Source organism: Alcanivorax profundi (assembly GCF_003597125.1).
In the GTDB taxonomy this organism is placed as follows: Bacteria; Pseudomonadota; Gammaproteobacteria; order Pseudomonadales; family Alcanivoracaceae; genus Alcanivorax; species Alcanivorax profundi.
On record NZ_QYYA01000005.1, the window covers coordinates 90,876 to 110,655 of the forward strand.

General features: G+C 60.1%; 17 protein-coding genes and 1 riboswitch. Of the genes, 11 read left to right on the plus strand and 6 right to left on the minus strand.

Annotation, left to right across the window (positions count from 1 at the left end):
* The first annotated feature begins 162 nt into the window (after positions 1–162).
* The 9 genes from D4A39_RS14350 (at position 163) to D4A39_RS14390 (ending at position 12,654) form a co-directional block, all read left to right on the plus strand.
* On the plus strand, positions 163–1,662 hold the full coding sequence (locus tag D4A39_RS14350; RefSeq protein WP_022984674.1) for a flavin-containing monooxygenase: 1,500 nt from the start codon (positions 163–165) through the stop codon (positions 1,660–1,662).
* Positions 1,663–1,826: 164 nt separating this feature from the next.
* A riboswitch (cobalamin riboswitch) is annotated at positions 1,827–2,040 on the plus strand.
* Positions 2,041–2,151: 111 nt separating this feature from the next.
* Entirely contained in the window at positions 2,152–3,984 is a 1,833-nt protein-coding gene (locus tag D4A39_RS14355; protein WP_119918454.1) for a TonB-dependent receptor domain-containing protein, read from the plus strand.
* Between the two features lie 50 nt (positions 3,985–4,034).
* Positions 4,035–4,925 (plus strand): cobalamin-binding protein, encoded by an 891-nt coding sequence (locus D4A39_RS14360; RefSeq protein ID WP_119918455.1) that lies wholly within the window; start codon positions 4,035–4,037, stop codon positions 4,923–4,925.
* 55 nt (positions 4,926–4,980) lie between these two features.
* Complete coding sequence (locus tag D4A39_RS14365; protein WP_119918499.1) at positions 4,981–5,892, plus strand: FecCD family ABC transporter permease; 912 nt, start codon at positions 4,981–4,983, stop codon at positions 5,890–5,892.
* Positions 5,892–6,656, plus strand: coding sequence for an ABC transporter ATP-binding protein (locus D4A39_RS14370; RefSeq protein ID WP_119918456.1), 765 nt, complete (start codon positions 5,892–5,894; stop codon positions 6,654–6,656). Before D4A39_RS14365 ends, D4A39_RS14370 begins: the two co-directional genes overlap by 1 nt.
* A gap of 14 nt (positions 6,657–6,670) precedes the next feature.
* On the plus strand, positions 6,671–7,999 hold the full coding sequence (locus D4A39_RS14375; protein ID WP_119918457.1) for a cobyrinic acid a,c-diamide synthase CobB: 1,329 nt from the start codon (positions 6,671–6,673) through the stop codon (positions 7,997–7,999).
* Between the two features lie 22 nt (positions 8,000–8,021).
* Complete coding sequence (gene cobO, locus D4A39_RS14380; protein ID WP_031226152.1) at positions 8,022–8,633, plus strand: cob(I)yrinic acid a,c-diamide adenosyltransferase; 612 nt, start codon at positions 8,022–8,024, stop codon at positions 8,631–8,633.
* 240 nt (positions 8,634–8,873) lie between these two features.
* Positions 8,874–10,343 carry a cobyric acid synthase gene (locus D4A39_RS14385; protein WP_119918458.1) on the plus strand — a complete coding sequence of 490 codons (1,470 nt, stop codon included), beginning with the start codon at positions 8,874–8,876 and terminating at the stop codon, positions 10,341–10,343.
* A 250-nt stretch (positions 10,344–10,593) separates the two neighbouring features.
* Positions 10,594–12,654, plus strand: a complete 2,061-nt coding sequence (locus tag D4A39_RS14390; protein ID WP_022984682.1) for an alkyl/aryl-sulfatase — start codon at positions 10,594–10,596, stop codon at positions 12,652–12,654.
* Between the two features lie 68 nt (positions 12,655–12,722).
* On the opposite strand, the gene D4A39_RS14395 is transcribed toward D4A39_RS14390, so the two are convergent.
* Positions 12,723–13,211, minus strand: a complete 489-nt coding sequence (locus D4A39_RS14395; RefSeq protein WP_031226154.1) for an FKBP-type peptidyl-prolyl cis-trans isomerase — start codon at positions 13,209–13,211, stop codon at positions 12,723–12,725.
* Between the two features lie 171 nt (positions 13,212–13,382).
* Between D4A39_RS14395 and moaA the strand changes: the two genes are divergently transcribed.
* The gene (gene moaA / locus D4A39_RS14400) at positions 13,383–14,396 is read left to right on the plus strand and encodes a GTP 3',8-cyclase MoaA (protein ID WP_119918459.1); all 1,014 of its coding nucleotides are present in this window, start codon (positions 13,383–13,385) and stop codon (positions 14,394–14,396) included.
* Between the two features lie 21 nt (positions 14,397–14,417).
* Positions 14,418–15,065, plus strand: coding sequence for a carbonate dehydratase (gene can, locus D4A39_RS14405; protein ID WP_022984685.1), 648 nt, complete (start codon positions 14,418–14,420; stop codon positions 15,063–15,065).
* A 161-nt stretch (positions 15,066–15,226) separates the two neighbouring features.
* Here can and D4A39_RS14410 read toward each other — a convergent pair whose 3' ends face one another.
* The 5 genes from D4A39_RS14410 to D4A39_RS14430 all read right to left on the minus strand — a co-directional run bounded on the left by D4A39_RS14410 (position 15,227) and on the right by D4A39_RS14430 (position 19,713).
* Positions 15,227–15,961 carry a copper resistance protein B gene (locus D4A39_RS14410; RefSeq protein ID WP_119918460.1) on the minus strand — a complete coding sequence of 245 codons (735 nt, stop codon included), beginning with the start codon at positions 15,959–15,961 and terminating at the stop codon, positions 15,227–15,229.
* Positions 15,961–17,868 carry a copper resistance system multicopper oxidase gene (locus D4A39_RS14415; RefSeq protein WP_119918461.1) on the minus strand — a complete coding sequence of 636 codons (1,908 nt, stop codon included), beginning with the start codon at positions 17,866–17,868 and terminating at the stop codon, positions 15,961–15,963. Before D4A39_RS14415 ends, D4A39_RS14410 begins: the two co-directional genes overlap by 1 nt.
* 33 nt (positions 17,869–17,901) lie before the next feature.
* Positions 17,902–18,348, minus strand: coding sequence for a hypothetical protein (locus D4A39_RS14420; RefSeq protein WP_119918462.1), 447 nt, complete (start codon positions 18,346–18,348; stop codon positions 17,902–17,904).
* A gap of 14 nt (positions 18,349–18,362) precedes the next feature.
* Positions 18,363–19,016, minus strand: coding sequence for a LysE family translocator (locus D4A39_RS14425; protein WP_119918463.1), 654 nt, complete (start codon positions 19,014–19,016; stop codon positions 18,363–18,365).
* A 190-nt stretch (positions 19,017–19,206) separates the two neighbouring features.
* Complete coding sequence (locus tag D4A39_RS14430) at positions 19,207–19,713, minus strand: DUF411 domain-containing protein (RefSeq protein ID WP_233192164.1); 507 nt, start codon at positions 19,711–19,713, stop codon at positions 19,207–19,209.
* Positions 19,714–19,780: the final 67 nt, after the last annotated feature.

A 19,780-nucleotide genomic window follows, 5' to 3' on the forward strand; every position in this document is an offset into this window, starting at 1 on the left:
CAGCGGCACGGAATTCGGGCTCCACAGCCAATCGACTGTCCCGTTCGGGGCTTTTACCTACTGGCCGGTACGGCTATTCTGGATCCCTGTTAATTGTGACATTGACCAATGTCAATGTTTGCGCGGCTGAAACCAGGCAGCCTGTAGCCAGAGGTAAACGATATGTCCAACAACCATTTTGATGTCCTGATTATTGGTGCCGGCCTTTCCGGTATTGGTGCAGCGTGCCATCTGACCCGCAAGTGCCCGAATCATACCTATGCCATTATCGAGCGCCGCGAGCGCATTGGTGGCACCTGGGATCTGTTCAAGTATCCCGGTATCCGGTCAGACTCCGATATGTTCACTCTCGGCTACAGTTTCCGTCCCTGGACGGAGTCCAAGGTGCTTGCTGACGGCGCATCCATCCGCAATTACGTGGAAGACACCGCAAAGGAATACGGGGTAACCCGCCATATCCGCTTCGGACGCAAAGTCATGACCGCCGATTGGTCCAGTGCCGACAAGCGCTGGACGGTGCAAACCACCCATGAAGATAGCGGTGAGTCCGAAACCTTTACCGCCAACTTCCTGTTCTCCTGTACCGGTTACTACAACTACGATCAGGGTTTCCGCCCGGATTTCCCGGGGGAAGACAGCTTCAAGGGGCAGATCATTCATCCGCAGCACTGGCCCGAGGATCTGCAATGTCAGGGCAAGAAGGTCGTGGTAATCGGTTCTGGTGCCACCGCGGTCACCCTTGTGCCGGCCATGGCCAAGCTTGGGGCGAAAGTCACCATGCTGCAGCGCTCGCCAACCTACGTAGCCACCGTGCCTGAGCTGGATCCCATTTCTGCCGGGCTGCGCCGTTTCCTGCCGGAGATGGCGGTGTATCGTTTAGCGCGTGCACGCAATATTGGCCTTCAGCGGATGATATTCAAGCTGGCCAAGCAGCGCCCGAAGCTGGTGCGCCGTGCTCTGCTGGCGGCCGCCCGTCGTCAACTGGGTGATGATTTTGATATGACCCACTTCCGTCCCAGCTATAACCCGTGGGATGAGCGTCTGTGTGCAGTGCCCAATGGCGATTTGTTCAAGAGCCTGCGCAAGGGTGAGTCGGAAGTGGTCACCGACCATATCGACACCTTCACCGAGAAAGGCATCCTGCTGAAGTCCGGCAAAGAGCTGGAGGCGGACATTATCGTCACGGCCACTGGCCTCAACATCCAGATGCTGGGTGGTGTCCAGGGAACCGTTGATGGTCAGCCGGTCAATCCGCAGGACACCATGGTTTATAAAGGTGCCATGTTGAAGGATGTGCCGAACATGGCGCTGATCTTCGGGTATACCAACTCCTCCTGGACGTTGAAGGCGGATCTGGTGTGCGAATATGTCTGTCGCCTGCTCAATCACATGGACAAGACCGGAATCCAGGTGGCCACCCCGCGTGACAACGAAGGCTGTGAGACGGATAACAACTTCCTGGAAATGCAGTCAGGTTACATTCAGCGCGCCACCAACGAACTGCCACGCCAGGGCTCCCGCCAGCCGTGGCAGGTGGTGCAGAACTACTTCTACGATCTGCCGCGCTTGAAAGCCGGTGCCATCGAAGACGGCGTGTTGGAGTTTTCTGACCGTAAGCCGGCCAGGAAAAAAGGATTGGTGGCCTCCCTGCTGGGGGCCTGATCACCGATCCGGCAAGATCAAAAGGCCACCCTGGAAACAGGGTGGCCTTTTTTGGGTTCATCGCACTGTTGGCGTTCAGGATAGAGACTGGGATCTCGCTCAACTCGTTATGAGTTGCTCTCAAGTTGGCGGCTTTTGATTGCCAAATCCCTTCACCATTGGTAATTTCGCGCCACCTTTTCGGTGCCCGCCCTGAATACAGGGTGGGGTAAACGGGAAGTCGGTGATGCCATCTGGTGAAATCCGACGCTGCCCCCGCAACGGTGATTGAGTCAACGATAGTCGAAGTGCCACTGTGCGTGATGCATGGGAAGGCGATTGTCGAGAGGTGCTCCCTCGCTCATCAGCCCGGAGACCGGCCGAATTGGAACCAGGCGTTGCGGCGGGCGATGGCGGGGAATCATGGCGTGTCTATCGCCAACCCCATGTTGTGTCTGCCGCGGCTGAATTCAGGCCGTGCGGGTGGGCACGGCAGAGGGGATCACTTCCATGACGTTTCGCTTTCTTGCTGCCGGTGCAGCCGTTTCCTTTTCCCTGTTGCCGCTGGCAGCACTCTCTCAATCGACGGATAGCCCGACCCGGGTTGCCATGCTGGATCCGGTGGTAGTCACACCCACTCTCGCCAGCCGAACGGCCGATGCGTCGTTGTCTTCGGTGACCGTGGTCGATGAAAAGACGCTACGCGAGCAGCAGCCCACAGACATGGCTGACCTGCTGCGAGGGCAGCTAGGTGTGGATACCACGGGCAATGGCTCCTTTGGCAAGAATGCCAGCGTGTTCATTCGCGGGACGTCAAGTGATGCCACATTGCTGCTGGTAGATGGAGTGCGTCTGCGTTCGGCGACCGCCGGGAGCCCGGCTTGGCAGTACCTGCCTCCGCAAATGATGCAGCGGGTAGAAATTGTGCGTGGGCCGCGGGGGAGTCTCTACGGTGCGGATGCCGTGGGAGGCGTAGTACAGATTTTTACCCGTGATGAAGGGACCTGGCTGAACATGGGCGGAGGCAGTTTCGACAGCTGGAATCTGGGCGCCGGCAGTTCTATCCGTCACGGCGGCACCACCGCCACCGTAGGCGCAAATTACTTTGATACCGATGGCACCGAGCTGCGAGAAAACAGTGACGACCGTGGTTATGACAATGCCTCTGGATTGCTCAAGCTCAGCCACCAGTTTGGCGACAAGGGGAGCGTGGGGGTGTTCGGTTTCCGTACCGAAGGCAATACCGAATACGAAGGCAGTACCCCGGAAGACCAGCGTGAGATCGATTACATGCTGCAGGTGGCCGGGGTGAAAGGGGACCTGTGGCTGAGCGACAGCTTGCAGGTCAAGGCCCTGATCAGCGAAGCGAAAGATGAAAGCGAAGATTTCGATGACGGTCTGAGCAATGGCATCTTCGATACCCGCACTCGTACCGCAAACCTGCAGACCGTTTTGGTGGCAGGTGACCACCAGTTCATAGTGGGAGGCGAATATCAGAGTGACGAAATCACCAGCTCCAACGATTACGATGAAACCCGTCGCGACAACAAAGCGGTCTTCGGGCAGGCGCTGTTGAATTTCGGTGCGCTGGATCTGCAGGGTAGCCTGCGTCATGACGACAACGATGCGTTTGGCAGCAAGGTGACTGGTGCGGCGGCGGTGGGCTACAAGCTGGATACCCATCACCGTCTCCGCGCGAGTTATGGCACTGCATTCAAGGCACCGACCTTCAATGACCTGTACTTCCCGGACTCACCGCCGTTCTACTACAGCAACCCGAACCTGAAACCGGAATCCTCCGAAACCGGTGAGCTGGGTGTGCGCGGCCAGTACAGTGTGTGGTACTGGGATGCGGCGCTGTATCGCACCAATATTGACGATCTGATCAGCTACGATGCCAGCCGCGGTTCGTCCTTCAATGTGGCCAAGGCTACCGTGGAAGGCGGCGAACTGGCCATGGGCCTGGAATGGCAGCAGTGGCGGGCACAGCTGGCGTTTTCTGCGCTCAAGCCGGAAGACGAAGAGACGGGCAACATCATCGCCCGCCGCGCCCAGCGTATGGGCCGTGTGGATGTGGATCGCCAGATCGGCCAGTTCTCCCTGGGGGGAACCGCCAGCTTCCAGGGTCACCGCTATAACGATGCGGCCAACACCCAGCGTCTGTCCGGCTTCGGTCTGCTGGATCTGCGTGCGGGCTGGGAATTTGCCGAGCACTGGACCGGGCGCGTGGTCGTCGAGAACGTACTCGACAAGGAATATGCCACCGCCCAGAACTTCAGCGGATGGAACTATCTCAACGCCGGGCGTTCCGTAATGGTAAGTGTCAGCTACGATACCCCATAACGAACTGAGCGGCGGAGACACCATATCTCTCCGCCTTTGACTGCAGGGTGATGATGACGTTTCGCAGAACGATGTTGATTGGCTTGGTGATACTGCTTGGCTTGCCGTTACCGGCGCTGGCCCAGCTGTGTGTGCAGGACGATGCAAGTCAACAGGTCTGTCTGAAGCAGCCTGCGCGCCGCATCATTGCCCTGTCCCCCGGTGCCACCGAATTGCTGTTTGCCGCCGGGGCTGGTGAGCAACTGGCCGCCGCGGTGAGCTTCAGTGATTATCCGCCAGCGGCGCAGAAGTTGCCCCGGGTGGGGAGCTACCAGCGGTTGGATCTGGAGGCCATCGTGGCACTCAAACCGGACCTGATCGTGGCCTGGCGAAGCGGTAACCCCATGGGGGATGTGGCGCGACTTCAGGACATGGGATTTCCGGTCTACATCAGTGAGCCCCGGCAGTTCGAAGATGTGAGCGCCACGCTGGAACGGTTTGGGGTGCTGGCAGGTACCGAATTGGTCGCCCAGGGTGCCGCAAACGGGTTTCGAGCCGGCATTGCCGCCCTGCGGGAGCGTTATGCCGACGCGGCTCCGGTGACGGTGTTCTATCAGGTCTGGGACGACCCTTTGATGACAGTCAACGATAGCCACCTGATCAGTGAGGCCATTCGCATCTGTGGCGGCGTCAATGTCTTCGGGGGGCTCGGCGCCCTGGCCCCGCGTATCAGTCGTGAAGCCGTACTGGAAAAAAATCCCCAGGCCATCGTGGCGGGCGGAATGGGGGAAGATAACCCGGCCTGGCTGACTCCCTGGAAAGCCTTCCCGTCGTTGCTGGCGGTGCAGAAAGGCAACCTCTTCTTTGTGGCCCCGTCCACCTTGCAGCGGCCCACCCCGCAGATGCTGGCGGGTACCCGCACCCTGTGCCGCCACCTGGAGAGTGCCCGTGCCCGCCACTAGTCGCCGGCCGCTGTCGGCGTTGGTGGCACTGGGGCTGGCCGGGTTACTGGCGTTGATGGTGGCGCTGTCGGTGGGCAGTGTCTCCATGTCGCTGCAAGAGCTGTGGGCAGTACTGCTGGGGCGCGGTAATGCCCTGCATGACACCCTGGTGTTTTCCCTGCGTGCTCCCCGTGCCCTGTCGGCGTTTGCCACCGGCGGCTTGCTGGCGTTGGCCGGGGCGCTGATGCAGGTGCTGTTACGCAATCCCCTGGCGGACCCATATGTGCTGGGGATTTCCGGCGGTGCCGCAGTGGGGGCGTTGCTGGCCATGCTGCTGGGGCTTGGGGCGGTGCTGGTATCGGGCTCGGCGTTTGCAGGAGCGTTGTTGTCCACGGTGCTGGTGTTTGGTCTGGCCCAGGGGCGAGGCAGCTGGACGCCCACCCGGTTGTTGCTGACCGGGGTAGTGATTGCTGCTGGTTGGGGGGCAGTCATTACCTTCATGCTGACACTGAGCCCCACGGAAAAACTGCCCGGCATGCTGTACTGGCTGATGGGCGACCTCAGTTATGCGGATTCGCCGCAGGTGGCCTGGCTGGTGCTGGTGCCGGCGGTGTTGCTGACCCTGCCGCTGGGGCGCAGCCTGAATGTGCTTGCCCGCGGGCCGTTGCAGGCGGCGGCGTTGGGGGTGGCGGTCAAACCGCTGGAGTGGGGCGTGTATGGGCTGGCCAGCCTGCTCACGGCGGTGGCGGTGACCACCGCAGGCAGTGTCGGTTTTGTGGGGCTGATCGTTCCGCATATGCTGCGGCTGGTGCTGGGCAACGATCAGCGCATCATTCTGCCGGCCAGCGTGCTGGCGGGCGGCGCCCTGCTGACCTTTGCCGACACCCTGGCGCGCACCCTGATGGCCCCGGAGCAATTGCCGGTGGGCGTCATCACGGCGCTGCTGGGGGTGCCGACTTTCCTCTTCCTTCTGTACCGGAGCCGCTGATGAGCGTACTTGAAGCCCGGGAGCTGGTGGTGGATATTCCCGGCAGGCAGGGTGGCGATCCATTGTCAGCACGGATCCTTCCCGGGCAACGCTGGGGAGTGTTGGGGCCCAATGGGGCGGGCAAGACCAGCTTGCTGCATACCCTGGCCGGGTTGCGGCCGCCGCGCTCCGGCACGGTGCTGGTCGATGGCGAGCCGTTGGCAGTGCTGCGCAGACGGACCCTGGCGCAGACCCTGGCGGTGGTGTTTCAGGAGCGACAGGACAGTTTCCCTGCCACCGTGCTGGAGACTGTGCTGATCGGCCGCCACCCCTTTCTCTCGCCCTGGCAGCGCGAGGGCGCGGACGATGTGCGGTTGGCCCATCAAGCGCTGGATGCGCTGTCACTGTCTACCTTGAAAGATCGGCTGGTCAGCACCCTGTCCGGCGGCGAGCGTCAGCGGGTGGCCATTGCCACGGCTCTCACCCAGCAACCGGGGATCTGGCTGGCAGACGAGCCTACCAACCATCTCGACCTGCATCACCAGGTGGCAGTGATGGAGCTGCTGCACCAGCAGGCGGAGGCCGGTGCGGGGGTGTTCCTGTGTCTGCATGACCTCAATCTGGCCGCGCGCTGGTGTGATCACATTCTGTTGCTCTATCCTGACGGGGAGCTGTGTTTTGGCCCGGCGGATACCATGCTGGTGCCCGAGGCGCTGGAGCGCCTCTATGATCAGAGTCTGTCGGTGTTCACTGTGAACGGTAAGCCGGTATTCGTGCCGGCATGACAGAGCCCCCTGTGATGGCCACGACTTCTCCCGCTTCCGCTTTTCAGGCAACGGTCCCTGCTGCCCTCATTAGCGCGCCGGGGTCGGGACAGGGAAAATCGTTGGTGACGGCGGCGCTGGCACGGCTGCATCGAAACGCCGGCCGGCGTGTGCAGGTGTTCAAATTTGGTCCGGACTATCTGGACCCCATGGTGCTGGAGGTAGCCAGCGGGTCGCCGGTCTATCAGTTGCAGCCCTGGATGACCGGTGAAGATGAATGCCGCTGGCGGCTGGCCCAGGCGGCCTGCGAGGCAGACCTGATTCTGGTGGAAGGGGCCATGGGCCTGTTTGATGGCACGCCGTCCAGTGCCGATCTGGCGGTGCTGGCGGGGATACCGGCGATTCCGGTGATTGATGCCTGGGGGATGGCCCAGACCTTCGGGGCGTTGGCCCTGGGGCTGGCCCGGTACCGTGAGGCATTGCAGGTGACAGAAGTAATTGCCAACCGGGTGGCCAGTGACCGTCATGCGGCCTTGTTGGCGCAAGGGTTACCCGCGAGCCTGTCGCTGCTGGGGGCAATCCCCCGCCATGAGGCCCTGACCCTCCCTGAGCGACACCTCGGTCTGGTACAGGCCGGAGAATTGAGCGATCTGGAGAGCCGGCTGGATGAGGCGGCCGCGGTACTTGAAGAGGCCGGATTGGGGCGGTTGCCTGCGCCGGTAAACTTTTCCGCACCGCCAGCGGAACCCGTGCCTGCCCTGCTGGCGGGCTGCCGCATTGGCATCGCGCGGGATGCGGCCTTCGCGTTCCTGTATCCCGCCAACCTGGACCTGCTGCGCGCCATGGGGGCGGAGCTGACATTCTTCTCGCCGTTGGCGGACAGCTGCCTGCCCGACGTGGATGCGGTGTGGTTGCCGGGTGGTTACCCGGAACTGCACGGGGAAACGCTGGCAAACAATGTCGCCATGCGCCATGCCTTGCAGGCGCATCACCAGGCGGGCAAGCCCCTGCTGGCGGAGTGCGGTGGCTTGATGGCCTGCCTGACCGCTCTGGTGGACGGTGAGGGGCGCCAGTATGCCGGGTTCGGTTTGCTGCCGGGTACCGCCACCCTGACCCGCAAATTACAGGGGCTGGGCATGCACGCCTGGCATCATGGCGGTGTTCAGCTACGCGGCCACACCTTTCATCACGCCGTGGTGGATACGGCATTGCCGCCCACCTGGCACAGTGAAAAACAATCTGGCACCGGGGGAGAAGCGATCTATCAGCAAGGCCATCTGCTGGCCAGTTTCTTCCACGGTTATTTCCCGTCTGCTCCCTCGCTGGTGGCAGATATCTTTACCGGTCGGTTGACCGCATCGTAATTCACTGACAACGGGGAACCTCATGAAACCAGACCCGAAAAGCCAGGAGCGCCACGCCTGGCGGATGGCCAAAAAACAGGAAATCATGCGTGAGCGCATTGCCAATGCGGACAAGGACCAGGGTGTGTTGCTGGTGCTCACTGGCCCCGGTAAAGGCAAGAGCAGTTCCGGCTTTGGCATGGTGGCACGCGCGCTGGGGCATGGCATGAAGGTGGGGGTGGTGCAGTTTATCAAGGGCGCATTCAGCACCGGCGAAGAGGCTTTTTTTCGTGACCTGCCCAACGTGGATTATCACGTCATGGGCGAAGGTTACACTTGGGACACTCAGGACCGCGAGCGCGATGTGGCCGCGGCCAATGCTGCCTGGGATATCGCCGCGAAGATGCTCAAGGACGACCGCTACGATCTTGTTTTGCTGGACGAACTGAACATCGCGTTGCGTTACGAGTACCTCGACCTGGACCGGGTGCTGGATGATCTGCAAAACCGGCCTGCCATGCAGCATGCTGTGGTGACGGGGCGCTATGCCCCCAAGGAACTGATTGAGTTGGCCGACACCGTCACGGAAATGAAAGTGGTGAAGCATGCGTTCAAGGATCAGGGGGTGCGGGCGCAGAAGGGCATCGAACTTTAGTGAATAGTTAACAGTTAACAGTGAATAGCGAAAACCCGAACCGGATAGGTATGAAGTAGTGGCGGGAAGTTCAAAGTTGAAAGTTCAAAGTTTAAAAATAAAAAAAGCACAAAGTAGTGCCTTTATTTGGGGCTGCGATCGCGGCTTGATGTCTGGGTGCGGCCTCGTCGCTGTGATTACGGGAGGCACCGTATCGCGTTTCAACTTTGAACTTTCAACTTTCAACTCCGGGTCTTCGCCATGCTGAGTTTGATGGTTCAGGGCTGCACCTCTGATGCGGGGAAGAGCACAGTGGTGGCGGCGTTGTGTCGGTGGTTTGCGCGGCGGGGGTATTCGGTGGCGCCGTTCAAGCCACAGAACATGGCGCTCAATAGTGCGGTGACGGTGGATGGCGGGGAGATCGGGCGATCTACTGCTTTGCAGGCGTTGGCCTGTGGTGTTGAACCGCATAGTGACATGAATCCGGTGTTGCTCAAGCCGCAGACCGATATGGGTGCGCAGGTAATTATTCGAGGTCAGGTGCTGGGCAATATGCAGGCGCTGGATTATCACGCTTATAAAAAAACGGCGCGCGATGCGGTGCTGGCGGCCTGGCAGGATTTATCGTCCCGTTTTGATGTGATCATTGTGGAAGGGGCGGGGAGTCCGGCGGAAATCAATCTGCGTGACAACGACATTGCCAACATGGGTTTTGCCGAGATGGTGGATTGCCCGGTGATACTGGTGGCAGACATTGATCGCGGCGGTGTCTTTGCTCATCTCACCGGTACGCTGGATCTGCTGTCGGAAAGCGAGCAACAGCGCACGCTGGGATTTGTCATTAACCGCTTTAGGGGTGACCTGTCGCTATTGCAGGGTGGCCTGGACTGGCTGGAAGCGCGCACCGGCAAACCGGTTTTCGGGGTGCTGCCCTATTTGCATGGACTTACCCTGGATGCGGAAGACGCCGTTGATGAACAGGGTGACCATGGCGTCGGTGCGCTCAAGGTCGTGGTGCCGATGTTGCCGCGGATGAGTAACCACAATGATTTCGATCCGTTGCGTCTGCATCCGCAGGTGCAGCTGACCTTTGTGAAAATGGGTGACCCCTGGCCCGATGCCGACCTGATTATTCTCCCCGGCAGCAAGGCCACTCGTGCGGATCTTGCCTTCCTGCGTGAGCAGGGCTGGGACAGTAAAATCGCGCGGCATCTTCGCTACGGCGGCAAGCTGCTGGGCATTTGCGGTGGCTTTCAAATGCTTGGGGAATGTATTGATGACCCCGATGGTCTGGAGGGACCCGCCGGCAGCAGTGAAGGACTGGGCTGGCTGGGCATGACAACCCGACTGGTACCCGGCAAGCAGCTACGCAATGTGCAGGGGCAATTCCTGCTCGCCGGTACGCCCATTCGCGGTTATGAAATTCATAATGGCGTCACGGAGGGCGAAGCGCTGCAGTCTCCTATGCTGCAGCTGGATGGCCATAAGGATGGTGCCGTTTCCGACGACGGCGCCGTCATGGGTTGCTACCTCCATGGCCTGTTTGATTCGCCGCAAAGTACCGATGCCCTGCTTGCCTGGGCAGGTCTGGATGCAAACGCGAGTGTTGACTACGTCATGCATCGCGAGCAGCAGCTGGATCGGTTGGCCGACATGCTGGAGGGGCATATGGATATGACCTTGCTACTGGCAAAGGCTGGCCGTCCCGCCGGCGATGTTGGCCCCTGGTAGGCACCCATTGCCTCCCGGCATTTTCATCGTCCTGACATCGCGTCTTTCTATGCTTGTCTCTCCCTCGCAATCCGAAAAGGCACTGTTTTTGTGAGGGTTATGCAGGAAAACGCCAGGGCTGGTGCGCTAAGTGATTTTCTTTCTGAACTTTACTCATCTTTGTTAGTTGGTGATGATGGATGATCAGGACGATTGTCCGGCGTGGCCGACAGGGGATCCTGTTAATGGAATTGTTGATAGGGAAGCAGCCATGAAAAGCGTATTACTCTATTCCGCTCTTGCTGCCAGTCTGGTGTTGACCGGCTGCGGTGATGACGGTGATCAAACCGCAGGGCAATCCGGCGATACGGGTGCGCCAGTAACCAGCGATGCGGCTACGGCGGAAAAGACAGACACCGGCGCCGGAGAAAAGGAGGGGCCCAAGCCCGCTGAAGCAGCCACCAAGGATAGCAATCAGGCCCTGAAAGAGTACTTGCCGTTCTCGGATAACACGTCTTTCGAGCTGGCCCATAAGGGATTCATCGCGCCGCTTCCCAAGGAAATGATCAAGGGTGAAGAGGGCAATCCGGTATGGGATCCGGCCAAGTATGATTTTATTGAGGAAGGCTCGGAAGCACCGGAAACGGTTAACCCGAGTCTGTGGCGCCAATCCCAGTTGTTGAATATTTCCGGTTTATTTGAAGTGACCGACGGGATTTATCAGGTTCGTAATCTCGACCTGTCCAACATGACGATTGTGGAAGGCGAGAAAGGCCTGACCATCATGGATCCGTTGGTATCTGCAGAAACCGCCAAGGTGGCGCTGGACCTCTATTACGAGCATCGCCCGAAAAAACCCGTGGTCGCTGTAATTTATACCCACAGCCATGTGGATCACTATGGTGGCGTTCGTGGTGTGGTCGATGAAGCGGATGTCAACGCGGGCAAGGTGGACATCTACGCCCCGGTGGGCTTCCTGGATGCCGCTGTTGCCGAGAATGTGATGGCCGGTAATGTCATGAGTCGCCGCGCCAGTTACATGTATGGCAACCTGCTGCCGCCCAGCCCGCAAGGTCAAGTAGGCGCCGGGTTGGGGACCACCACCTCGGCCGGTACGGTTACTCTGATTCCTCCCACCAAAATCATTGAAAAGACCGGTGAAGTCCACAAGATTGACGGGCTGACGTATGAGTTTCTGAATGCGCCAGGTTCTGAGGCGCCGTCCGAGATGCTCTATTACATCAAGGAAAAGAAAGCGCTCAATACTGCTGAAGATTCGACGCATACGCTGCACAACACCTACTCGCTGCGCGGTGCCAAGATCCGTGACCCGCTGGCCTGGTCCAAGTATCTGAATCAGGCGCTGGATATGTGGGGTGATGAAGTGGAAGTGATGTACGCCATGCACCATTGGCCAGTGTGGGGCAAGGACAAGGTCAATACGCATATCAGCACACAGCGGGATATGTACCGGTTCATCAACGATGAAACCCTGCGGCTGGCCAATCAGGGCTACACCATGGTGGAAATCGCCGAGCAGATCAAAGTGCCGGATGCCATTGCCCGGAATTTTTCCAATCGAGGGTATTACGGTTCCATCAATCACAACGTGAAAGCCACTTACGTCATGTACCTGGGCTGGTTCATCGGTAACCCGGCTACCCTCAATGAGCTACCGCCAGCGGATGCCGCCAAGCGTTACGTGGACATGATGGGGGGTGTGGATGCCTTGCTGGACAAGGCCCGCGAGTACTACGAGAAAGGCGAGTACCGTTGGGTTGCTGAAGTGGTTAACCATGCAGTGTTTGCAGACCCGGATAATCAGGCAGCGAAAAACCTGCAGGCCGACGCCCTTGAACAGATGGGGTATCAGGCAGAAAGCGGCCCATGGCGTAACTTCTATCTGAGTGGTGCCCAGGAGCTGCGTAATGGTGTGGCCCAGTTGCCAACGCCGAACACTGCTAGCCCGGATACGGTGCGAGCCATGGATGAAAGCCTGTTCTTTGACTTTCTTGGCGTGCGTCTGAATACCGAAAAAGCGGAAGGAAAACATCTCAAGCTGAACTTCGTGTTTACTGACAAGGACAAGCAGTTTGCCGTGGAAATGGTCAACGGCGTGTTGAATCACAGTGAAGGGCGCCAGTTTGATGAAGCGGATGCCACGATCAGCATGACCCGCGATACCCTGAATGGTTTTATGCTTCAGGAAACGACCCTGGAACAAGCTGTTGAAGATGGTGAGGTGACGGTCGAGGGTGATCAGGCCACGTTGACGGAACTGGTGTCTTGCCTGGATGACTTCGAGTTCTGGTTCAACATTGTCACACCGTAACCGCGCTTTGGTATGACAAAAAAGGCTCCTTCTCAGGAGCCTTTTTTATGGCGTGTCGTTATCAACGATCAGTGATCGTGACCGCCCGGCCCGTGTACGTGGCCGTGTTCTTTTTCTTCGGCTGAGGCTTCGCGTACTTCGGTGATTTCTACGGCGAAGTTCAGGGTCTCACCGGCCAGCGGGTGGTTGCCGTCTACGGTGACTTCATCGCCTTCCACGGCGGTGATGGTGAAGATGCGCGGACCGGCTTCGGTCTGGGCCTGGAACTGCATGCCCGGCTGCAGGTTGTCTTCGTTGCCTTCGAAGGCGGTTTTCGGCACCTGCTGAATCAGTTGTTCGTGACGCTCGCCGTAGCCTTCTTCCGGGGTGACGGTCACATCCAGCTTGTCGCCAGCCTGCTTGCCCAGCAGCGCCTTTTCCAGGCCCGGGATGATGTTGCCGGCACCGTGCAGGTAGGCCAGGGGTTCACCACGCTCGACAGAAGAGTCGATGGTCTGGCCGGCGTTGTTGGTCAGGGTGTAGTGGATGGACACTACGGCATTTTCAGAAATTTGCATGGAAACCCTTTTGGGGTAGATGAATTTGGAATGCAGGGCCATGACAACGCCCCTACACCCGGAAAGACGGCCATTCTAACAACAGCACGGCGGGGCTGACCAACCGGGGGGCCGCTGAACCGATAAACGCGGCCACGACGGTCGGGCATGGGGTTTGCTAAAGTAGGGGTCATGACGCATCCGGATTCCCCTTCGTCCCCGGTCCTTGAGGATCGTTTCGGACGCACCATCGACTACGTACGGCTGTCGGTCACCGACCGCTGTGACTTTCGCTGTGTGTACTGCATGGCGGAGGACATGACCTTTGTGCCGCGGGCGCAGGTGCTGACCCTGGAAGAAATGGGGAGACTGGCGAGGGTGCTGGTGGCGTTGGGGGTCAAACGCATTCGCCTCACTGGGGGGGAACCGTTGGTGCGCAAGGATGTGGCGCATCTGGTGCGCGACATTGGTGCAATCCCGGGGCTGAGTGAACTCAATCTGACCACTAATGGTTCGCGACTGGACCGGTTTGCGGATGAGCTAAAGGCGGGCGGGCTGGATCGTATCAATATCAGCCTTGATTCCCTGAACCCGGACCGTTTTCGCGAGCTGACCCGCACCGGCGATCTGGCGCAGGTGCTCAGAGGCATTGATGCGGCGCGACAGGCGGGCTTCCAGCGGATCAAGCTGAATAGCGTTATCTTGCGTGGGCGCAATCACGACGAGGTGCCGGCGTTGGTGGATTTCGCCCTGGATAAAGGGCTGGATATCGCGTTTATCGAGGAGATGCCGCTGGGGCAGATTACCGAGCATGATCGGGGGCTGGAGTTCGTGTCCTCCGAGGAGCTGCGAGATGACTTGTCGACAAGGCTGAATCTGGTTCCGCTGGCGGAAAAAACCGGCGGCCCGTCACGTTACTGGCAGGTGCCGGGAAGTGACAGTCGCATTGGCTTTATTTCCCCTCACTCACAAAACTTTTGCCATTTGTGTAATCGGGTGCGGATCACCGCTGAGGGGCGTATGCTTTTGTGCCTGGGTCATGAGCACAGCGTGGACCTGCGCGCGGTGCTGCGAGCCCACCCGGACGACGATACCCCCCTTCGCAATGCCATTGTCGATGCCATGGCCATCAAGCCCGAGCGGCATGACTTCACCCTGGATCCGGGGGAGCAGCTGGTACGATTCATGAATATGACCGGCGGTTAAATACGGAATAAGCGAGAGACCATGAAATCCCTGCCTGAACTGTTTTCCAACAACGAAAAGTGGCGTCACGAGATTGAGCAGCAGCACCCTGGCTTTTTCAAGGCGCTGGGCGAGCAGCAGAGCCCGGAGTATCTCTGGATCGGCTGTGCAGACTCCCGGGTGCCGGCGAACGAAGTCGTGGGCCTGATGCCCGGTGAGCTGTTTGTTCACCGTAACGTGGCGAACCTGGTCAACCATACTGACTTGAACCTGCTGTCGGTGCTGCAATTTGCCGTGGACGTGCTCAAGGTGAAGCACATCATGGTGGTGGGCCACTACGGCTGTGGTGGCGTCAAGGCCTCCATGGAAGACGCCCCTCACGGCCTGATCGACAACTGGCTGCGCCAGGTGCGCGAGCTGTACCTGCGCAATCGCAAGAATCTGGCGGAGCTGCCGGATGACCAGGCGCGCCTGGACAAGATGTGCGAGCTGAATGTCGCCCGTCAGGTGATCAATGTGTCCAACACCACGGTTGTCCAGGAAGCCTGGCGTCGTGATCAGCCGCTGACCATCCATGGCTGGATTTACGGTATTGGCGATGGCTGCCTGCGTGATCTGGATATCCAGATTCAGGGCAACCAGGAGCTGCGTACCCTGGAAGCAGACGAATACGGCAGCTGCTCCAGCTGATGAAGCCGCAGGGCGGCAATGCTGCCGCCCTGCACCCCAACGGATTGGCAATCTATCGCTTGTAAGCAAGCTCCCACAGGGACAAGCTACCCCTGTAGCCCATCCACACTGTGGGAGCGGTGGGACGACCGCTCCCACTTTGCGGCGTGAGCGCCTGTCCCTCAAAACCAGAAGCGCAGTCCTGCCACCAGCATGCCCTGTTCGGTTTTTTCGCCACTGGCGCGGGCCAGGTCGGCGGTGTCGCCGTAGCGCTTTTCCCAGTGAACGCCGATATAGGGTGCGATCTCGCGGCGGATTTCGTAGCGCAGCCTGAGCCCGGCTTCCAGACGGGTGAGTCCGTTGCCTACACGTAGCTCCTCATCTTCCTTGCCGTAGACACTGGCCTCCAGACTGGGTGACAGCACCCATTTCTGGGTCAGCATCAGCTCGTATTCGGCTTCGACCCTTAGCTCGGTCAGGCCGTCTTCGCCGACGAACAGATTGGCGTCCATTTCAAACTGATAAGGTGCGACGCCCTGCAGGCCAATGCTGGCCCAGTCCCGGTTGGGATCATCGGGCTGCCAGTCCCGGCGTACGCCCAGCTGCCAATCCCAGAAGGGCGCAAAGGCGCGGCTCCAGGCCAGTCGGGTTTCCGCGCTTTCAGTGGCGGGGCGCTCGTCGTCGTGTTCCGGTGACATGAGCCGTTCGCCTTCGCTGGAAAAGAACAGCTTGTTGATGTCGCCGCCGTACCAGGCTCCCACTTCCCACCCCATCACGCGGCCTTCGTCGCTGTCACGGGCTTCCAGTTGATCAACCATGACGCGGCCGAAACGTTGGGGGTGTTCGCTCATGGCATACAGGGCGGGGCTGGTCGAACTCAAGCTCACCAGCATCATTAACGAGGTAAAACGTTTCATCAGTGGTGTCCTCCATGCCGGGCGTGGGGATCGTCGGGCGGCTCGCCTGCTGCGTTTGGGTGGGGGGCGGGTACCACGCGTACTTCCCGGAACATGCCTGCTTCCATGTGGTAGAGCAGGTGACAGTGGTAGGCCCAGCGGCCGAGGGCGTCGGCGCGGACCAGATAACTGAGCTTTTCGCCGGGTTTGACGGTGATGGTGTGTTTGCGCAACAGCTTGCCGTTGCCCAGCTCCAGGTCGCTCCACAGGCCATGCAGGTGGATGGGGTGGGTCATCATGGTGTCGTTCACCAGCGTGATGCGCACCCGTTCGTTGTGGTACAGCTCCAGGGGCTCGGCGTCGGCGAACGCAATGCCATTGAAGCTCCACATGTAGCGGCTCATGTTACCGGTCAGGTGCAGCACGATTTCACGGTCCGCGTGAAGACTGTCGACAGGGTTATCGACGGTGCTGCCGAGGGTGGTCATGTCCGCGTAGGTGAGCACTTTCCACGGCCGGTCGCGCAGGCCGATGCCCGGGTCGGCAAGCATGTCGCCGGGGGCCATGGCGCGCATGTCCACGCCGGGTCCGTATTCGCTGGGAGGATGCTCGATGGCGCTACCCCGTGGGGGCAGGTCCGGGTTGCTGTTGTCGACGGCGAAGGGGGGCGGCGGGGGCGTTGATGCTTTGGCGCCATGATGCTCATGGCCCATGGCGCTGTGATCCATTCCGTCCATCTTGCCCCTGTCATGTGCCATGCCGTGCTGCACGCCGCCATGGCCGCTTTCGCCATGCATGGCTCCCATCCCCATTTCTGTGTGTCCGAGCAGGGGCGGCGGATCCATCTCCGGCACCTTGGCGGTCAGGCCCGGGGCCGGGGTCAGGGTGCCGCGGGCATACCCGGAACGGTCGATACTCTGCGCGAACAGGGTGTAGGCCTGGTGAGCGTCGGGCTCGACGATCACGTCGAGAGTTTCTGCCACGCCCAGTCGCACTTCATGAAAAGGCACCGGGGTAACCGGCTGGCCGTCCATGGCAACCACGGTCATGTCCAGGCCGGGGATGCGGATATCGAAGAAGGTCATGGCGCTGGCGTTGATAAACCGCAGCTTGATGCGCTCACCGGGATTGAACTGGCAGGTCCAGTTGCCGTTTGGGGTCTGGCCGTTCATCAGGTAGGTGTAGGTATAGCCGGTGACATCGGCCAGGTCGCTTTGGCTCATGCGCATGCTATTCCACATGTGCCGGTCCTTGAGCGTCTGGATCACCCCTTTGTCGCGAAAGTCCCGCAGGGTGTCGAACACGGTGCGTTCGTTGAAGTTGTAGTAGTGACTCAGTTTCTTGAGCGTGGCGTAGAGCTGTTGCGGGTCTTCGTCGCTCCAGTCAGACAGCAGCACTACCTGCTCGCGGTCAACCGTGTGGGGATACGGGGTCTTCGGGTCAATGATGATGGAACCATAGAGGCCGGTCTGTTCCTGAAAGCCGGAGTGGCTGTGGTACCAATAGGTGCCGTTTTGTACCACCGGGAACTGGTAGGTGAACGTTTCCCCCGGTTTGATGCCATCGAAAGACAGGCCGGGAACGCCATCCATCTGATAGGGCAGCAGCAGGCCGTGCCAGTGAATGGAGCTGGTTTCAGGCAGCAGGTTGGTGATCTTCAGCGTGACGGTGTCGCCTTCGCGCCAGCGCAGGGTCGGCCCGGGGATGCCGCCGTTGATGGTGGTGGCCGGTCGGGTCTTGCCGGTGAGGTTCACATCGGCGCCGCCCAGGGTCAGATGAAAAGTGTCACCGCGCAGTTCAGGGGCGCCGGTGTGGCCCTGACGGGCCAGCAGTTGCCGGGGGGCAAGGCCCAGTCCCAGGCCGGCGGTACCCAGCGCGAGTCCCTGCACGAAGCGTCGGCGCGGCAGGGAAAATCGGTTCTTTTCCATGTTGGTCTCCAGAAGGTTTGAGGAAAAACGGGCTCAAACTTTCCGGGACGGTGGGCGAAGGGGGAGACGGTGGATACCGGGAAACTCTTTTGGGGCCGTTGCAGAGTCAAAACGCAGGGCGGGAGGTTCCTGGCTGGCAGGCAAGTGCAGCAGCAAGGCGGTGCTGACCTGGCACAGCGTCAGACACTGGCAGGTGTCGCCGTCTTCGCAGTGGGGGTGGTTGTCTTTGGGGGCCGGTCGGTGCAGGGCGTGTTGGCTGTGCTCCGAGGGGCTGGCAGAGGCGGGTGATGCCTGATGGTGGCAATGGGTCAGGGTGCTGTGATCCATCATCATCGCGCCGGAGGGCGGATGGGGGCCCGGCGCCATGCTCCCTGCCGTTGCCACAGCATTACCCGTCACCAGCATCAGGGCGGTGACGAGCAGGGCGACCAGGGCCCTGGTGCGGGTGTGGCAACGCAGGAACAACATCATGGCAGGCATTATGAACCGGGGGGCTACCCCCAGGTCAATGCTGGCGGATCCAGCCATAGCGTCTGAGTGATCACGCTGCAGGCAATCACCACCAGCAGTACGGCGGTGCCCCGTTCCACCCAGTGATGGTGTTCGCGCAACCAGGGTAAAAAGCGGCTGCGACCCAGTAACAGGGCGACCAGCACGTACCAGGCACCGTCGATGATCATGGCGGTGAGCGCAATCTGGATTCGGGCGGGCTGGCCCATCTCCGATGACAGGAACTGGCTGAACAGGGCAAGGAAGAACAGTGCCACTTTGGGATTGAGGAAGGCCACGGCAAAACCGTCCCAGGCAGCGCCATGTAACACGTTGGACGGGGGGGAGGTGTGTGCCGGTGCCTGCGATTGGCGGCTGGCCTGCCAACTTTTCCAAGCCATCCACAACAAAAAGAGGGCCCCCAGCAAGCTGAAGGCCAATTCCAGTCCCGGGTAGCGTTTGAACAGCACCGCCATGCCCGCCACGGTGGCGGCTGCCCAGATGCCTACGCCCAGGGCATGGGTGAGGCCGGCAATCGCGCCGGCCTGGGCACCGCCATGCAGGGTGTGTCGGGTAATCACCGCCAGACTGATGCCTGGCGTCATGGCGCCAAGGGCGCAAATGCTGGCGAGCAACAGCCAGTCGTGTAACGGCAGCATTCAGAGTCTCGTTAGGTGAAAGCGGGCACTGTAACGGGTTGGTGTGACAGGTTGAAGAGAAGAGCAGCTGCGAGCTATCAGCTTTGAGCTGCGAGCCAAACAATAAAATCTCAAAAACGTTTGGTGCGCGGGCAGGGCCTTGGGATATTTTAAGCCCTTTCCGCGACTGGTCGCTCGCAGCTGTTAGCTGTTAATTTCCCGGATGGTGGCTGAAGACTGCCATGCCGTCTTCATCGAACAACAGCACATCATAGGTATCCACGCGGTCGCCCATTTCCATGCCCGGGGAACCTACGGGCATACCGGGAACGGTCAGGCCCTTGCCTTCGGGGCGCTCGGCCAGCAGGCGGTCCACGTCGCTGGCGGGGACATGGCCTTCGATCACGTAGCCATCAATAAAGGCGGTGTGGCAGGAGCCGCCACCGGGGAGAATGCCGGCTTTTTCCTTGATGGCCTGCATGTTGTCGGTGTCGTGCACTTCCACGGTGTAGCCGTGCTCTTTCATATGATCCACCCAGTCACCACAGCAACCGCAAGTGGGCGACTTGTACACTTCCAGCAGCTTGCTGCCGACCTTGTCGTCGGCGGACGCGTGTTGCTGGGCCTTGGCCGGCTCGCGGGTTTCTGGCTGGGCGGGTTCCTGTTCGCCGCAGGCGGCCATCAACAGAGCAGTTAAAACAACCAGTATTTTTTTCACGGCAAGTCCTCATCATTGTTTGCGTGTTGCGTGTTGCGTGTTGCGTGTTGCGTGTTGCGTGTTGCGG

Coding starts and splice junctions, on each gene's coding strand:
- D4A39_RS14375 (WP_119918457.1), top strand. CDS start 6,671: ATGGCCACGACTTCTCCCGCTTCCGCTTTTCAGGCAACGGTCCCTGCT.
- D4A39_RS14370 (WP_119918456.1), top strand. CDS start 5,892: ATGAGCGTACTTGAAGCCCGGGAGCTGGTGGTGGATATTCCCGGCAGG.
- can (WP_022984685.1), top strand. CDS start 14,418: ATGAAATCCCTGCCTGAACTGTTTTCCAACAACGAAAAGTGGCGTCAC.
- D4A39_RS14410 (WP_119918460.1), bottom strand. CDS start 15,961: ATGAAACGTTTTACCTCGTTAATGATGCTGGTGAGCTTGAGTTCGACC.
- D4A39_RS14385 (WP_119918458.1), top strand. CDS start 8,874: ATGCTGAGTTTGATGGTTCAGGGCTGCACCTCTGATGCGGGGAAGAGC.
- D4A39_RS14390 (WP_022984682.1), top strand. CDS start 10,594: ATGAAAAGCGTATTACTCTATTCCGCTCTTGCTGCCAGTCTGGTGTTG.
- D4A39_RS14425 (WP_119918463.1), bottom strand. CDS start 19,016: ATGCTGCCGTTACACGACTGGCTGTTGCTCGCCAGCATTTGCGCCCTT.
- D4A39_RS14420 (WP_119918462.1), bottom strand. CDS start 18,348: ATGCCTGCCATGATGTTGTTCCTGCGTTGCCACACCCGCACCAGGGCC.
- D4A39_RS14355 (WP_119918454.1), top strand. CDS start 2,152: ATGACGTTTCGCTTTCTTGCTGCCGGTGCAGCCGTTTCCTTTTCCCTG.
- D4A39_RS14360 (WP_119918455.1), top strand. CDS start 4,035: ATGATGACGTTTCGCAGAACGATGTTGATTGGCTTGGTGATACTGCTT.
- D4A39_RS14415 (WP_119918461.1), bottom strand. CDS start 17,868: ATGGAAAAGAACCGATTTTCCCTGCCGCGCCGACGCTTCGTGCAGGGA.
- D4A39_RS14395 (WP_031226154.1), bottom strand. CDS start 13,211: ATGCAAATTTCTGAAAATGCCGTAGTGTCCATCCACTACACCCTGACC.
- cobO (WP_031226152.1), top strand. CDS start 8,022: ATGAAACCAGACCCGAAAAGCCAGGAGCGCCACGCCTGGCGGATGGCC.
- moaA (WP_119918459.1), top strand. CDS start 13,383: ATGACGCATCCGGATTCCCCTTCGTCCCCGGTCCTTGAGGATCGTTTC.
- D4A39_RS14350 (WP_022984674.1), top strand. CDS start 163: ATGTCCAACAACCATTTTGATGTCCTGATTATTGGTGCCGGCCTTTCC.
- D4A39_RS14365 (WP_119918499.1), top strand. CDS start 4,981: ATGGTGGCGCTGTCGGTGGGCAGTGTCTCCATGTCGCTGCAAGAGCTG.